The sequence below is a fragment of the Paraburkholderia ginsengisoli NBRC 100965 genome, from assembly GCF_000739735.1.
In the GTDB taxonomy this organism is placed as follows: Bacteria; Pseudomonadota; Gammaproteobacteria; order Burkholderiales; family Burkholderiaceae; genus Paraburkholderia; species Paraburkholderia ginsengisoli.
This window is the reverse complement of sequence record NZ_BBJF01000022.1, coordinates 1-15,489: the sequence shown is the minus strand read 5'-3', so window position 1 is coordinate 15,489 and position 15,489 is coordinate 1. Positions and strand designations below refer to the sequence as shown.

Annotated in this window: 12 protein-coding genes, 1 pseudogene and 1 riboswitch; of the genes and pseudogenes, 5 read left to right on the top strand and 8 right to left on the bottom strand. The window is 65.7% G+C overall.

The features are described from left to right. Positions 1-198: 198 nt before the first annotated feature. Positions 199-2,463: pseudogene (locus BGI01S_RS25045) on the top strand (molybdopterin cofactor-binding domain-containing protein); the annotation flags it as partial. 15 nt (positions 2,464-2,478) lie between these two features. Continuing rightward, positions 2,479-2,994, top strand: a complete 516-nt coding sequence (locus tag BGI01S_RS30395) for a (2Fe-2S)-binding protein (RefSeq protein ID WP_255219780.1) — start codon at positions 2,479-2,481, stop codon at positions 2,992-2,994. Between the two features lie 247 nt (positions 2,995-3,241). Here BGI01S_RS30395 and BGI01S_RS25040 read toward each other — a convergent pair whose 3' ends face one another. The 7 genes from BGI01S_RS25040 to BGI01S_RS25010 form a co-directional block, all read right to left on the bottom strand. After that, entirely contained in the window at positions 3,242-4,816 is a 1,575-nt protein-coding gene (locus BGI01S_RS25040; protein ID WP_042328855.1) for an efflux transporter outer membrane subunit, read from the bottom strand. Next, positions 4,813-5,817, bottom strand: a complete 1,005-nt coding sequence (locus BGI01S_RS25035; protein WP_042328853.1) for an efflux RND transporter periplasmic adaptor subunit — start codon at positions 5,815-5,817, stop codon at positions 4,813-4,815. Before BGI01S_RS25035 ends, BGI01S_RS25040 begins: the two co-directional genes overlap by 4 nt. Beyond that, positions 5,814-6,023: a DUF1656 domain-containing protein gene (locus BGI01S_RS25030; protein WP_042328851.1), complete on the bottom strand. Its 210-nt coding sequence runs from the start codon at positions 6,021-6,023 to the stop codon at positions 5,814-5,816. The genes BGI01S_RS25035 and BGI01S_RS25030 overlap by 4 nt, the downstream gene beginning before the upstream one ends. Before the next feature lie 42 nt (positions 6,024-6,065). Further along, positions 6,066-8,168 (bottom strand): FUSC family protein, encoded by a 2,103-nt coding sequence (locus BGI01S_RS25025; RefSeq protein ID WP_042328850.1) that lies wholly within the window; start codon positions 8,166-8,168, stop codon positions 6,066-6,068. A 6-nt stretch (positions 8,169-8,174) separates the two neighbouring features. Beyond that, positions 8,175-8,867, bottom strand: a complete 693-nt coding sequence (locus tag BGI01S_RS25020; protein WP_042328849.1) for a MarR family winged helix-turn-helix transcriptional regulator — start codon at positions 8,865-8,867, stop codon at positions 8,175-8,177. 279 nt (positions 8,868-9,146) lie between these two features. Further along, the gene (locus BGI01S_RS25015) at positions 9,147-10,805 is read right to left on the bottom strand and encodes an ATP-binding protein (protein ID WP_042328848.1); all 1,659 of its coding nucleotides are present in this window, start codon (positions 10,803-10,805) and stop codon (positions 9,147-9,149) included. Between the two features lie 4 nt (positions 10,806-10,809). Continuing rightward, positions 10,810-12,327 (bottom strand): ATPase domain-containing protein, encoded by a 1,518-nt coding sequence (locus BGI01S_RS25010; protein WP_042328847.1) that lies wholly within the window; start codon positions 12,325-12,327, stop codon positions 10,810-10,812. 257 nt (positions 12,328-12,584) lie between these two features. Between BGI01S_RS25010 and BGI01S_RS25005 the strand changes: the two genes are divergently transcribed. After that, the gene (locus BGI01S_RS25005; protein WP_042328845.1) at positions 12,585-13,025 is read left to right on the top strand and encodes a hypothetical protein; all 441 of its coding nucleotides are present in this window, start codon (positions 12,585-12,587) and stop codon (positions 13,023-13,025) included. Positions 13,026-13,053: 28 nt separating this feature from the next. Here the strand turns inward: BGI01S_RS25005 and BGI01S_RS25000 are convergent, their stop codons facing one another. Next, positions 13,054-13,644, bottom strand: coding sequence for a histidine phosphatase family protein (locus BGI01S_RS25000; protein WP_042328844.1), 591 nt, complete (start codon positions 13,642-13,644; stop codon positions 13,054-13,056). A 106-nt stretch (positions 13,645-13,750) separates the two neighbouring features. Continuing rightward, positions 13,751-13,837: riboswitch (adenosylcobalamin (AdoCbl) riboswitch) on the top strand. A gap of 52 nt (positions 13,838-13,889) precedes the next feature. Here BGI01S_RS25000 and BGI01S_RS24995 point away from each other — a divergent pair. Then, complete coding sequence (locus BGI01S_RS24995; protein ID WP_042328843.1) at positions 13,890-14,111, top strand: CbtB domain-containing protein; 222 nt, start codon at positions 13,890-13,892, stop codon at positions 14,109-14,111. An 11-nt stretch (positions 14,112-14,122) separates the two neighbouring features. After that, positions 14,123-14,869 carry a CbtA family protein gene (locus BGI01S_RS24990; RefSeq protein WP_042328842.1) on the top strand — a complete coding sequence of 249 codons (747 nt, stop codon included), beginning with the start codon at positions 14,123-14,125 and terminating at the stop codon, positions 14,867-14,869. The last annotated feature ends 620 nt before the right edge of the window (positions 14,870-15,489 follow it).

Here is a 15,489-nt window from a genome sequence, read left to right as displayed (position 1 = left end):
TTAATGAAGCGCCCCACGATTAACGCTTCCCCGCATCAACCGCCTGATCCCCCGCCCCGCATCCCTCTACATTGATCGCGCGTATTTAAGTCTCCCGCCCGCCGCCCCGTCTTATTACTATTCCGCAGAAACACAGGCGGGCGCGCAGCCGCGCTTTCGCAGCTTCCCTGTCATCGAGCAAGCTGATCGAGCCATGTCATGTTAAAGCGCAGAACCTTCCTGCTCGGCGGCGCCGGCGCGGTGGGCGCGTTGCTGGTCGGCTGGTCGGTGCTGCCGCCGCGTCAGCGTCTGATCACGGCGACGCCGCTGCCGGCACAGGGCTCGCAGGTCGCGCTCAACGGCTGGGTCAAGATCGCAGCCGACAACAGCGTGACAATCATGATGAGCAAGGCGGAGATGGGGCAGGGCATTCACACCGGCCTCGCGATGCTGCTTGCCGAAGAACTCGACGCCGACTGGTCGCAGGTGCGAGTCGAAGAAGCACCGATCGACAAGATCTATAACAGCGTGCAGAGCATCATCGACGACCTGCCGTTTCGTCCCGACGACGACAGCGCGGTCAAGCGCACGACGATCTGGTTCACCCGCAAACTGGTGCGCGAGGGCGGCACGATGATGACGGGCGGCTCGTCGAGCATCAACGATCTGTGGACGCCGATGCGCGAAGCCGGCGCGTCGGCGCGCGCGATGCTGATCGGCGCGGCGGCCGAGCAATGGAAGGTCCCGCCCGGCGAATGCCGCGCGGAAAACGGTTACGTGCTGCACGCGTCGGGCCATAAGGCGAGCTTCGGCGAGTTGTCGTCGCTCGCGGCGCAGCAGGCGCTGCCGCGCAAGGCGACGCTGAAAAATCCCGCTGACTTCAAGCTGATCGGCCAACCTGTGCGCCGCATCGAAGTGGCATCGAAGATCAACGGCACGGCGCGCTTCGGCATCGACGCGCTGCCCGACGGACTGCTGTACGCGGGCGTCGTGATGTGCCCGACGCTCGGCGGCACGGTCGCGCATTTCGACGCGGCGGCCGCGCAGACAATGCCGGGCTTCATCAAGGCGCTGTCCTTCGCGCCGTATAGCGGCGGCAGCGGCGGTGTCGCGGTGATCGCGGACAATCCGTTTCGCGCGATGAACGCGGTCGACAAGCTCGACGTGACGTGGGACTGCGGCGGCGGCGCGACGTTATCGAGCGCGGACGTGGACCGCCGGCTCGCGCAGGCACTCGACGACAGCGACGGCCACGCGTATTTTCATCGCGGCGACATCGATGCGGCGTTGCGGGGCGCGGCGCGCGTCGTCGACGGCGAGTATCACGCGCCGTATCTCGCGCACGGCGCGGTCGAGCCGGTCAACTGCACCGTGCAGGTCGCGGACGGCTCGGCTACCGTGTGGGTCTCCACGCAAATGCCCGCGCTCGCGCGGCAGCACGTCGCGAAAGTGCTCGACATCGACGCCGACAAGGTCGACCTGCAAACGCAACTGCTTGGCGGCGCGTTCGGCCGTCGGCTGGAGCTCGACTTCATCGTGCAGGCCACGGTGATCGCGCGCGAAGCCGGCGGCCATCCGGTGCAGACCATCTGGTCGCGCGCGCAGGATTTCACCCACGATTTCTATCGCCCCGCGTGCGTGTCGCGGCTCATGGCCGGCCTCGATGCGCACGGCAAGGTGGTCGCGTGGCGCAGCACGTCGGCGAGCCAGGCGATCGTGCCGGAAGCGCTCGCACGCTACTACGGCGTGCCGCGCATTCCGATCGACAAGACCACCGTCGAAGGCGCGTTCGATCAGCCCTACGAATGGCCCACCGCGCGCGTCGCGCACAAGATCGTCGAGTTGCCGGTGCCGGTCGGCTTCTGGCGCTCGGTCGGCCATTCGCACCAGGCGTTCTTCACCGAGAGCTTCACCGACGAACTCGCGGCCGCTACCGGACAGGACCCGATTGCGTTCCGCGCGGCGCTGCTCGCGCAGCATCCGCGGCACCTCGCGGTGTTGAAGCGCGTTGCCGTGTTGTCGGATTGGGGGCGCCCGTTGAAGCCCGCCGCCGACGGCGCGCCGTGCGCTCGCGGTATCGCGTTGCACGAGGCGTTCGGCAGCGTGGTCGCGCAGGTGGCAGAGGTGTCGCTCGGGCCGCAGCGGCAGATTCGCGTGCATCGCGTGGTGTGCGTGATCGATTGCGGATTGCCGGTGAATCCAAACCTGATCCGCCAGCAGATGGAGAGCGGAATCGTGTTCGGACTGTCGGCCGCTTTGCAGGATGAGATCGTGATCGACAAGGGGCAGGTGCAGCAGAAGAACTTCGTCGATTTCCCGGTCGTGCGGATGAACGATTGCCCGGTGATCGAAACCGACATCATGCCGAGCAGCATGCACCCGCAAGGCGTCGGCGAACCGGCCGTGCCGCCGGTCGCGCCCGCGGTCGCCAACGCGGTGTTCACGCTGACCGGCACGCGTTTGCGAACGCTGCCGCTGCGGCTCGAAAAACTGCCCGTCGTGCCGTCGACTCCGCCGGGATGCAAGGCCGCGCCGGGTCAGCCGGCAAGCAAGGGATCACTGAACATCAACGGACGCCCGGTGGCGGTGCGCGCCGACCCGGACATGCCGCTACTGTGGGTGTTGCGCTGCGAGCTCGGCATGACCGGCACCAAGTTCGGGTGTGGCGTGGGAATTTGCGGCGCGTGCACGATCCATCTGGACGGCGCGGCTTGCCTCGCGTGTCAGACGACGATGTCGTGCGTGAGCATCACGCAGAAGATCACGACCATCGAAGGCGTGCAAGGCGCTGAAGCGCAAGCGCTGAAGGCGGCGTGGATCGATCTCGATGTGGTGCAATGCGGCTACTGCCAGAGCGCGCAATTGATGGCGGCTTGCGCGCTGCTCAAGCGCAAACCCAATCCGAGCGACGCGGATATCGACGCGGCGATGTCGAACATCGTGTGCCGTTGCGGCACGTATCCGCGAGTGCGGGCGGCGATTCACCAGGCGGCCGCGAAGCGCCGGCCCGCTTAGCGGCGCCGGCGTGTCTTCGACAAAGCCCGAACCGCCCGTGCTGATGCTGCTAGGGATCGCGCGGACTCAATTCGCGAGCATCTCGACCACGGCGACCACCGCCGTGAAGATGCCGATGCATCCGCCCAATGTGACTGCGCCTTGCATGAATGGCGACATACGTGACCCCGTAACGTGTTATTGGTGTCACGTATTTAACCGCAAATGAAAGGCAAAAGAAAGCAAGTCAAAAATAATTCGTAAGCCTTCAGGGTGCTTTTATCGTGGTTGCCGTGGTGCTCGTGGTTGTCGTCGCCGTCGCCGCTGTCGGCACGGCCTTCGCTGGTGCGGCAGCGCCAGGCGCCGTCGCGACGGGCGCGCCTTGCCCCTCCATTTCCCAGCCGCCGCCGAGCGCGAGGAACAGGTTGACCTGATCGATCGCCACTTGGCCTTCCGCGGTCGCGACCTGAGACTTCACCGAGGTCAGCGTGCGCGTCGCGTCGAGGTCCGAGATGAACGACTCGCGCCCCGCGCGATACAGCCGATGCGTTTCATCCGCCGACTCGCTCGCCGACTTCAACGCGGCGCGCAAGGATTCGGCGCGCGCGTAGTCGGACGCGTAGGTCGCGAGATTGGTCTCGGTCTCGCGCAGCGCGGTCAGCACCACGCCGTCGAATTTCGCGAGCGCCACATCGCTCGACGCCTCTGCCTCACGCACGCGACCACGCGCGCCATTGGTGGGGAAGTTCCAGTTGATCAGCGGACCGAAAGCCCAGCGCGCCGTGGGCAACGTGGGGATGTCTTCAAGAATCCCGGTATAGCCCGCTGACGCACCGAGGCTGATCGTCGGATAGAGCGCTCCCGTGGCAACACCAATACGTGCCGTCGACGCCGCCAGTTGACGCTCGGCCTCGCGCACGTCCGGACGGCGCTTGAGCAGCGCGGCACCGTCGCCGATCGGAATCGGCTGGCGGATTTGCGGCAGCCGCTCGCAAGCCAGCACAGCTGGCGGAAGGTCGGACGGTGCACGGGCGAGCAGCGCGGCGAGCCGGTATTGCGCGATCTTGCGGCGCGCCGTGTAGCGCGGAATATCGGCCGACAACGTATCCACTTGCGTTTGCCCGCGCGTCACGTCGGGCTGATTGCCACGGCCCGCGTCGCGCAACCGCCGGGACACGTCCACGCGCTGCTTCTGCAATACGAGCGACTGCTGCGCGATCCGCAGTTCTTCGGCGGCCGAGCATTGCTCGACGTACGAGCGCACCACGTCTGCCACCACGGTGATCCGCGCGAGATCGCCGGCGGCCTGCACGGATTCGGTGTCCGCTTGCGCCGCTTCCACGCCGCGCCGCAGCTTGCCGAACAGATCGAATTCATACGAGATGCTGATGCCGAAGTTGCCCTCGTTGGCGACCGGCAGTTTCTCGAACAGCAGGTACTGTTCGGCCGATTCCTGCGCGCGCTGGACCTCCGCCGACGCTTTGCCGGAGAAGCCGCCCTGCGCTTGCGCGACGCCGAGCGCCTGACGCGAGCGCGCGAGATTCGCCGCCGCGACGCGCAGGTCGGTGTTCGAGTGCAGCGCTTCGTCGACGAGACCGTTCAGCACCGGATCGTCGTACAGCTTCCACCACACGGTGGGCACGTTGCGGGTCGAGGTGAGCGTGGCATCCGCGCCTTCGAGCGGCGCATTCGCGAGCGGCGCGTTGACGAGCGCCTGTTGCGGCAGCGCGTAGTTCGGGCCGACGGTCATGCAGCCGCCGAGTGCGACGGCCAGCGGCAACAAGGGCAGTAGCGGCAGCAGGGACCACTGCGGCAGGGAGGGCAGGTTTGGCGACAGCTTCATTGCGAGGCGCCCGACGAAACCGTTGCCGACGCCGGCTGTGCAGCCGAGCCGCCCGTCACGGATGCGGCCGGCGCCGAAGCCGCCGACGCGCTCGCTACACCCGAAGCACTCACAGCCCCACGCCGTCTCACCGGCGACAGATCGCGCACCGACACCGTCGCGGTGCGGCCCGCGATCATGCGGAAGTCGGCCGGTACTTCGTCGAGCGCGACGCGCACCGGAATCCGCTGCGCGAGCCGCACCCAACTGAATGCCGGATTCACGTTCGGCAGCAGATTCGAGCCTTGCGTGCGGTCACGGTCCTCGATACCGGCGACGATGCTTTGCACGTGCCCGCGCAACGCGGTCGGCTCGCCCATCACCGTGATGACGACCGGCTGGCCGATGTCGATGCCGCGCAGTTTGGTTTCCTCGAAATAGCCGTCGACGCGGAACGAATGCATGTCCACCACCGCGACCACCGGGCGTCCCGCCGCGACGAATTCGCCGGCGCGTGGCGCGCGGTCGTTCAGATAGCCGTCGACCGGGCTCACGATCGTCGCGCGTTGCAGATTCAGTTTCGCGGTGTCGATCGCGACGTTCGCATCGGCGAGCGCGGCTTCGCCCGCCTCGACGCGCGAGCGGCTTTCTTCCGAGATCTCGGCGGCGACCAGGTTGCCCAGCTTGCGATTGCGCGCATCTTCGCGGCGCGCCTGATCGAGCGTCGCGCGGCGCTGCTGCGCGGTGGCCTGCGCCTGACGCAGCGCGAGCGTGTAGCGCGCCTGATCGATCACGAACAGCACCTGGCCTTGCTTGACCTGCTGGTTGTCCACCACGTCGACCGACGAGATCAGCCCCGAGATATCCGGCGCGACCTGGATCACGTCGGCGCGTACGTGTCCGTCGCGGGTCCACGGCGCGAACATGTAATAGGCGACGAGTTTCCACAGCACGAGCGCTGCCACGACGACCACGATCAGGGTCAGCAGAATCTGACCGACGGAGAACCAGGTTTTTTTCACGTTATTAGTCTGTGCGAAACGACAACGACAAGGCCCAGCACCAGCACATAGATGCCGAGATCGAAGATGGAGCGATGCCAGACGAAACGGTAGAAGCCGACGCGTCCGAGCACCGTGCGAATCACGAGGTTGATCAGATAGGCGATGAACATCAGCACGAGCACGGCCGGTACGAACACGCCGAAGATATCGATTTCACCGATCATCGCGGAAAGTAAAAGAGGGGGAACGGGTTGCGAGTGGGTGCATCAGGCAGCGGCCTCCGGTTCGGGCGGCGTCGGTGACGTGAGCGTCGCCGGAAACAGCGAAAGACGCAAGCCGATCAACGCGTGCAGCGCTTCGCGCAACTGGCGCGCCGAGGTCTGCGAGGTCGCGGTGGGCGCCGCGGCGTTGGCGAGCCCTTGCGCGGTCACACGCGCGACGGCGGCATCGATCGACGACATCAGGCTCTCGGGCACCGGCTCGCGCTTGCGGCGGTTGACGCAGTCTTCGTAGTAAATACGCACTCCGTCGAGAACGTTGGCGATCGCGGCCGGCGCTTCGCCGCCGAGCTTGTGTGTCAGGCGGCGCAAATCGAGCGCGTTGAACGCGATGCGCAGATCGCGGAAGCTTTCGATCGACGGATGACGATGATCGTCAGTCGCCGCGAGGCGCGGGATCAGTTGCATCAGGCGGTCGAGCATGCGCGCGGCGAGATTGCGCGGATCTTCGATCGGCCGTGTCGAGGCCGTGAGCGCGACGTCGGCCCAACTCGAACGCAACAGGCGCGACGCCGCGAGTTCGGCGCCGAACGGGCGCGTCACGCGCGTCCACAGATACGCGTAGAGCAGACCTGCGAGGCCCGCGAAATTGGCGTTCAGGAAGGTCAGGAAGTTCGCGTCGTACGCGTCCTGAATGCTGATGAACGTGGCCGTATTCACGGCGACCAGCACCGTCACCATGTTGAACTGCGGGCGCGGAATCAGCGTGCCGACCAGGATGAACGGCGCGGCGAACAGGATCACCAGCATCGGAAAGTCGTGCACGTGCGGCAGCACCGCGAACAGATAGACGCCCGCCGCTACCACGCTGATCGCGGTCGCGAGGAAGAAGCGGAACACCATCGGCGCGGGTTCGTCGAGCGCCGCGAAGAAGCAGCAGGCCACCGCCGCGAGCGTCACCGCGCTCGCGCCGTCGTTCCAGCCGGAGCTGATCCAGAGGCTGCACGCGAGCACCACGGCGAGTCCCGCCGACACGGTGGCGAACAGCATGATGCCGCGGTCGTAGAAGCGCTCGGTGCCACCGAGGCGCCAGTGGCGGAAATGCGGCCGCCACGACCCTTCTTCACGCGTGATGATGATGCGCAGCGAACGGCAGTCCTGCCACACGTCGATCACCTGCTTCATGCGCCACAGCGCGTTGGACAGCAGCGCCCCGTTCCAATTCGCGAGCGCGTCGGCGGGCGGGCGCATCGCCGCGATGCGCTCGCGCAGCGCGTCGGCGGTGGCGTCGCGGTGATAGCCCTCGCTAACGGCGGGCAGCGGCTCGTTGAACCACTTGATCACATCGGCGAGCAGCGCTTCCAGCCCTTCGGGCCAGGTGTGACGGCTGCTGTTGTAGAGCGCGATCAGCGGATCGGCGAGCGACGACATGATCGGCAGCAGCAGTTGCATGCGGCCGCGCAGTTCGTGCGCGCGCGCCAGCACGTCCGGCCGCGTGTGATCGTAGGCGAGCTGGCTCAACAGCAATTCCAGACCGTTGATGGTGCTGGCGAGCCGCTGGCGCGCGCCCGAGATCGCCGAGCCGGCGATGCGTCCCGACAGCGTTTCGGTCGCATAGAACGCGGCGTCGCGAAACCACGCGTCGGTGCGCTCGATGATGGTCGGCGCGAGCCGGCTCGGAAACAGCGCACTGCCGACGATGCTCGCGCAGATGATGCCGAGCAGGATTTCCTCGGTGCGGCTGACCGCCAGATCGAACACGCCGGCCGGGTTGGTCACAGACGGCAGCGCGATGATCGGCATCGTATAGGCGGCCAGCATGAACACGTAGCTGCGCGCGGTGCGGTCGGACACCGCGAGGTACAGCAGCGTGCCGGTCCACGTCGCGACGATCACGCTGAACAGATACGGCGACTCGACGAACGGCGGCACCAGCAGCACCGCCGCCGAGGCGCCGAGCGCGGTGCCGAGCGCCCGGTACAGCGCCTTCGAGCGGGTTGCGCCGACGAACGGATTCGACACGATGTAGACCGTGGCCATCGCCCAGTAAGGCCGCGGCAGTTCGAACGCGAGACCGATGTAGAGCGCGAGCATGGCCGCGGCAAAGGTCTTGACCGAGAACAGCCAGTCGCGAAGAGAGGGATAGACCATGAGCCGTTATGCCGGGTCGCCGGAGTGATGCGGCGCCGCTGCGTCTGCTTTGCCTTTGTTGGATTTGGACGCCTTGGCGGCTTTGGCGGTTTTGCGGGTTTTACCGGTGGCCGGCGTGGGCTTGCCAGGCGCTTGTTGTGCTTGTGCTTGTGATTTTTGCTGCGGGCGTTGCGCTGGCCGGCTGGGTTGCGCGCCTGGCGGGCGCCGCGCCGGTTGCATCGGTTGGCCAGCCTGGGCGCGTTCGGCGCCGCCTTGTTCGGCCCGTTCGACGGCGTCCGTCGTAAACGCGTCGAGCACGCGCAAGGCTGCTTCGAGATCGCTGCGCGAGACGCCTTTGAGCGCCTGCGCTCGCAACGTGACCAGTTCTTCTTCCATTTTCGCGGTGACGGCGCGGCCTTCTTCGGTCAGCGCCACGGTATTCGCGCGACGGTCTTCGGGGTCTTCTTCGCGGCGCATCAGACCCGCCGCGCACAGTTGATCGAGCAGCCGCACGAGCGACGGCCCTTCGATACCGATGTGATCGGCCAGCGTGACCTGGCGCACCGCCGAGCCTAGCCGGCTGGCGGTCAGTAGCGGCGTGGCGCACGCCTCGGATACGTTGAAGGCCGCCAGCACGCCGTGGCTCGTGCGCCGCCACTTCCTGGCAGCGACAACCAGGGTGCTGCTGACGGTGCGGCGCAAGGTGTCGAGATTCGGCATGGGCGGTATTGTATTTCCAAAACATTCGTTAGCAACCTATTGAATTGGAAATTTTTCCACGCCGGAAGAATCTGTGTCGGCATTGCGACAATGCGCGCTGGAGAAGGGGATGGGAGGCGTCAACCTCGCTGTAAGTCGCTCGGTCAGCGCATCATATGGAGGCCGTATGACGGGTCGCGACGGCGAGTTGGATCGAGACGGCCGGTCCGTTGCATGCACACTGCATGCGGATGCGCGACGCGCCGGTCACGTCACGCGCACGCCTCGCTCGCGTCGTGTTCACGCCGCCAATCCGAGCCGTACAGTCCGCGCCAGATCGTCGAGCTGAAACGGTTTGCGCAGAATCGTGCAGCGCTTTACCGCGAGCCCCGAAATATCCACGTCCGCATAACCGGTCGCCAGAATCACAGGCAGGTCCTCGCGCATCTTGCGCGCGGCGGCAATCACGTCGATACCGTTCATGCCCGGCATCGCGAAGTCGACCATCAACAGGTCGGGCTTGTCGTCCTCCAGGCGGTTCAGGCCGGCTTGCCCGTCGGCGGCTTCGGTCACGGTATAGCCGAGCATGCGCAGCGACTCGACCAGCATGGCCCGCACCTCGCCGTCGTCCTCGACCACCAGCACGCGTTTTTCGCCGACCGCGTTCGCTTCGGCATCGGACGCCGCTTCAGTATGCGGAGCCTCGCGCTCGCGCAACGGCAGCCAGATTTCTACCGTGGTGCCCGCGCCTTCCTCGCTAAAGAGCCGCGCAGTGCCGCCCGCCTGTCGCGCGATTCCGTAGACCTGGCTCAGACCGAGTCCGGTGCCCTTGCCGATCGGCTTGGTGGTGAAGAACGGATCGAACACGCGCGACACGACCTCGGGGGGCACGCCCGATCCGGTATCGATCACTTCGACCACCACATAACGGCCGTCTTCGAGCGTCTGATCGGGCGCCCCGCGCTCGCGCACGCGGATCTTGAGTTGACCGCCCGCAGGCATCGCATCGCGCGCGTTGATCGCCAGATTGAGGATCGCCAGTTCGAGCTGATTGGCGTCGGCCTGCGTCCACATCTCTTCGCTGTCGAACTCGTTCGCATAGCGGATGCTCGAACCGAGCGACACCGTGATGATGTCGCGCATGCCATGCAGCAACGCGACCACGTCGACCGCTTTCAGATCAAGGTTGCTGTTGCGCGAGAAAGTCAGCAACTGGCCCGTCAGTTTCGCGCCGCGCTCGGTCGCGCGTTTGACGGTGGCGGCCATACCCCGAATACGTTCGTCGCTGCTGACCCGCGCGATCAACTCGGCGTTGACCATGATCACGTTCAGCAGATTGTTGAAGTCGTGCGCGATGCCGCCGGTGAGCTGCCCGAGCGCTTCCATCTTCTGCGATTGCACCAGCACCGCCTGCACCTTGGCGCGCTCGTGAATCTCCATCATCAGCCGGTTGTTGGCGGACGCGAGCTCCTGCGTGCGTTCGGCGATGCGGCTTTCCAGCGAATCGTTCAACTGCACCAGCGCCGCTTGCGCCTCGATCCGCTCGGCCAGATGGCGGCGCGACTCATACTGCCGCGCGCGTGCCCGCAGCGACGATGCCACCGCGCGCCGCAACGTCTCCGAATTCAACGGCCGTTCGAGCACGACCACGTTGCCGAGCCGTTCGAGTATTTCGAGCCCGCGCGCGGAGCGATGCCCGACGCGCGACGCGGCGAGCAGGATGAACGGAAAGTCGGACCACGCCGGCTGCTTTTCGAGCCACGCGAACAGGCGCGACGCGTGGCCGCCCGCGAGCGCTTCCTCGGCGATCAGTGCGGCGCCCGCGCCGACATCGAGCGCGGCGGTGAGCGTGTCGGCATCGCGGCACGCGACGCACACGCGCTCGTCTTTGTGCAGGACTTCGGCGATCACCTCGGCGTCGCGGCCGAACGGCGCCAGGATGAGGACGCGTTGCTCCATGACCTTATTGCCTGGACGTGTCGATGACGCGATCCGTCGCGCCGAGCAGGGTGGTGCTGCCGCGATACGACGGCAGGCCGGACAACACGCCCTCGAAGTCGCGGAGCGCTTCGCCCACTTGCACCCCCTTGCCGCCGAGCCGGAATTGGCGGATCGAGCGTTCGTGCGCATTCGCGCGGCTCTTCACGGCGGTCACGGCGGTCAGTACTTCGCCATGATGCTCGAAGTAGCGGAACAGCACCACGATGTCGCTGAGATAGCTGATGTCGATATCGTTCTGCACTTCGCCGATGATGCCGTGCTGCCCCAGCACCAGCATCGTGATGACGCCTTGCTGGTTCAGATAGCCGAGCAGTTCGTGCATTTGCAGCAGCAGGTAGCGCTCGCCGGGCATCGCCTGCAGATAGGCGTTCAGGCTGTCGATCGCGACATAGCGCACGCCCCGGTTCTCGACCGCGTCGCGCACGTCGGCGGCGAATTCGCCCGGCGAGATTTCCGCCGGATCGATCTGGCGCAGCGTCAGCAGCCCGCTCTCGACGTGCGGCGTGAGGTGCATGCCGAGCGTCGCGCAGCGGATCGTCAGCGTGGTCAGCGTTTCGTCGAATACGTAATAGACGCAGCGCTCGCCGCGTTCGAGCGCCGCCATCAGGCACGACACCACCGTGGTGGTCTTGCCGACCCCCGACGGGCCGATCATCAGCGCATTGGTGCCGGGAATCAGGCCGCCGCCGAGCAGCGCGTCGAAACCGGCGGTGCCGGTGCTGACCGCTTGCGCGTCGAATGCCGCGTGGTGCTCGGCCGCGACGAGGCGCGGATAGACGTGGATGCCGCCCGTGTCGAGCGTGAAGTCGTGAAAGCCCTCGCGGAATTTGATGCCGCGCATCTTCAGGACGCGCGCGCGCCGGCGGTTGCCGCCGTAATCGCGCGCGAGATTTTCGAGGGTGATCACGCCGTGCGCGATGCTGTGCAGTTGCACGTCGCCGGGGTCGGACGAATTGTCGTCGAGCAGCAGCACCGTGCATTCACGCGTCGCGAAGTAGCGTTTGAGCGCGAGAATCTGCCGGCGATAGCGTAACGGGTTCTGCGAGAGCAGCCGCAGTTCGGAGAGACTGTCGAGCACGATGCGCGCGGGCTTGAGTTCGTCGACCTGCTGGATCACGTTGCGCACGGTCTCGCCCAGTTCGACCTCGGCCGGATGCAGCACGGTCTGCTCGTATTGCGGGTCGAGGCCTTCGTCGGAGAGCAGTTCGAGAATCTTGAAGCGGCTCACGTCCCAGCCGTGACTTTCGCCGACCGAGATCAGCTCGGAGCGCGTTTCGGACAGCGTGATGTACAAACCGACCTGGCCTTCCTCAACCCCTTTGAGTAGGAATTGCAAGGCCAGGGTGGTTTTACCTGTACCCGGTGCGCCCTCCACCAGATACATGCGGTGAGCCGTGAGGCCCCCGCCCAGGACGTTGTCGATTCCTTCGATTCCGCAGGAAAGGCGGGCCGGCGTTTCGGCGGCAGGTTTGTTTGACATGGCGTAGCGGTGTGCGTCGATTTAGGTGGCGGGCGTTTTCGGAGCCGGTACGGCGGGAATGCAATTTGTGTGCCATTAAGGCGGGCGGCGCGGGCTTCGCGAGAGATGGCAAGGCGAGTTCTGGTCGCGCGGTTCGCCCGGCCTCCGGCCGCCGCGGCGATGTAAGCGCATGGGCACAGAGCGTGCTGCCGCGTGGAAGACGACGCACGGCGTCAGTTGCCGTCCCGTGAGGCCTCTTTTGAAGGACCGCGCCCGACATGAACAACACCCGATTACTCGCCGTTGTATTCGCGGCCGCCTCGCTTGGCGCTGTACTGCCATGCAGCGCCTATGCCGACGACACGCCGAGCCCATGTGCTTCGCTCAAACGGATCGTGGCGGCCGCGCCGGACGGCCTCGCGTCGTGGACACCCGAAGACGGGAAGGGCGTCGCGCAACCCTATGGCGACGATGCGCAATGTTCCGCGAGCCATCGCAGTTTCCAATGCACGTGGACGCCGCATGGCGATGGCGGCTCGAAGCTCGACGCACTGCAAGCGGTGGCGGCGGATATCGCGTCATGTTTGCCGGACGCGACGCACGATCAGAATTCGCCGGGACGTCAGCACTTCTATTTAGGGGCGAAGGGCCGGCGCACCGATATCACGCTGACGCCTGCGGGGGCGAACCAGTTGCGGCTGGTCGTGACGGGTAAGTGAAGCGACGGCGCCTGGCGCGCCGCACCGATTAGAGCGCGCCGGGCCACCACGTCCAGACGCGCTGTGAACACCGCAACTCGACCACTGACAGCGGCGCGATCTCGATGCGCGGAAACACCGTGGGCGATGCGCCCGTTGCATGGACGATCGCCGCACGCAGCAGCGGCGCGTGTGTCACTGCGATCACCCCATGCGCGCGTCGCGATGCGCCGCTGGTCGTACCTAGCGCGTCGAGCCATTGCCCCATCCGCCGGACGAGTTGACTGAACGACTCGCCGCCGGGCGGCGCGGCGTCGGGATCGTGCGTCCACGCGGCGAGTTCCTGCGGCGCGTCAATCGCGAGGTCAGCGAGGCGCCGTCCTTGCCAGTTGCCGTAATTCATGTCCGCCAGCGCATCGTCGGGTGTTGCATCGAGGCCTAGCACGAATGCTGTTTCGCGTGCGCAAACGGCGGGACTGACGAAGGCCGAGGCGTCGCCGGGAAGCGCGCCACGCAGGCGCGCGGCGGCCGCTTCGGTTTCGGCGCGGCCGCGGGCGTCGAGCGGATCGTCGGCGGGAAAGCGGCCCGCGCGCTGCGCGGCGGTCGATGCGTGGCTCACCAGGAGCAGTCGCGTATCCATGCTGTTTGTCGGTTTCCCTCGATGCACTCCTGGCGCAACGCCGGCCCGCGTCATGCGGCCTCCGACGTTCACGAAGGCCGAAGTTTAGCGCGTAGAATAGCGAGACTGCGAAGCACGGAAGCCGGTGAGAGCCCGGCGCGGTCGCGCCACTGTAATCGGCATCACAAGCCGAAAGCCAGACCTGAGCTTCGCATCATTCCTCTGCACTCTACTTTCGGGGCGCGCTACCCCCAGGAGATGTCCTCATGACTGAAGCTGTTTACGATCCCGCGAGCCAGCCCGCCGCTCAACCCACGCCGATTCCGCTGCGCGAATTGCTGCCTTGGGTTGTGTTCGGCGGTTTGCTGCTGTTGCTCGCGCTTTACTTCGTTGGTGCGGAACAGGGCGCCACATCGCTGGTGCCCGGCATGTACGTGCATGAGTTCGTGCACGACGGCCGCCATCTGCTCGGCTTTCCCTGCCACTAACGGAGTCGAACATGGTGGGTAAATTGTTGGTACGCGGGATGCTCGCCGGCATCGCCGCGGGACTCCTCACGTTCGGCTTCGCCAGAGTAGTCGGCGAGCCGCAGGTCGACCAGGCGATTTCATTCGAAGAAAAGGCCGAGGCGACGCATGGCGACGCACATGAGCATGAGCCCGAACTCGTGAGTCGCGACACGCAAGCGGGCCTTGGCTTGCTGACCGGCGTGGTGACTTATGGCGCGGCGTTCGGCGGTCTGTTCTCGCTGGTGTTCGCTTACGCGTATGGGCGAGCGGGCGCATTGAGCGCGCGCGCGTTGTCCGCATGGCTCGCGCTTGGCGCGTTCATTGCACTGGTGATCGTGCCGAACATCAAGTACCCGGCGAATCCGCCGTCGGTCGGCGATCCCGACACGATCGGCATGCGCACCGGGCTGTTCTTTCTGATGATCGCCATCTCGCTGACCGCGCTGGTGTTCTCGCTGAAGGTGCGGCGACGCGCGGTGCTGAAGCTCGGTGCATGGAACGGCTCGATTGTCGCGGGGCTGGTGTTCGTCGCGATCATCGCGGCGGTGCAATGGTCGATGCCGGTCATCGACGAAGTGCCGGCGGCTTTCCCCGCCGTGCTGCTGTGGAAGTTCCGCGTCGCGGCGATCGGCATGCAGGCGATCATGTGGACGACCATCGGCTTGCTGTTCGGCGCGCTGGTCGAGCGGGGCGCTTTCATGCGCGTGAGTGGGCGCGCGGCGGCCAAGTCGGCGTGACGTCGAGCGGGTGCGCGTGACCACGAAGGTGGCCGCGCTCCGCGCGCAATCCGCGAGAAGGGTTTTGCGTCAAGGACTTGGCGCGGTTGTGGGAAGGTTATCCACAGGCTTGCGCACTTTTTCTGTGGACAAGTTTTGCGGTAAGGTTTGCGGCGTGATTTCGGCGGGTAGTCCCGCACGGCGCGTTGCTTCACGCAATGTGCTCAATACAGTACGGCGCCGCGCAAGGGCTGGGCTCTATATAGGCGGCTCCTTCATCTTCCTTGCTTCTCTGTTCCTGAGTCGCTCGTCGGCGCGATTCTCATCTGACCATTCCACGAAGAGCTCGCTATCAATCACTGCCTGCCGCTGCAGTGCAAATATGGCAGCGCGGGGAGAGACCTGGATCGATCGGATACCTAAATAATTTGTGTGCCTCCTCTCGGCGCCTCATTTTTGCGCATCCCAACTTTTTGAAAATAATTGCGTGAAGGGGGTTGACGGGGTGCGGGTCGCATCGCATAATTCGCCTCCCGTTAGATGACGGACGCGAAGAAAGCAGAGCTTCTGAGCGAATGATCTTTAAAAATTAACAGCCGATAAGTGTGGGCGCTTGATGCGAGACGCGACGGTGGATCTTC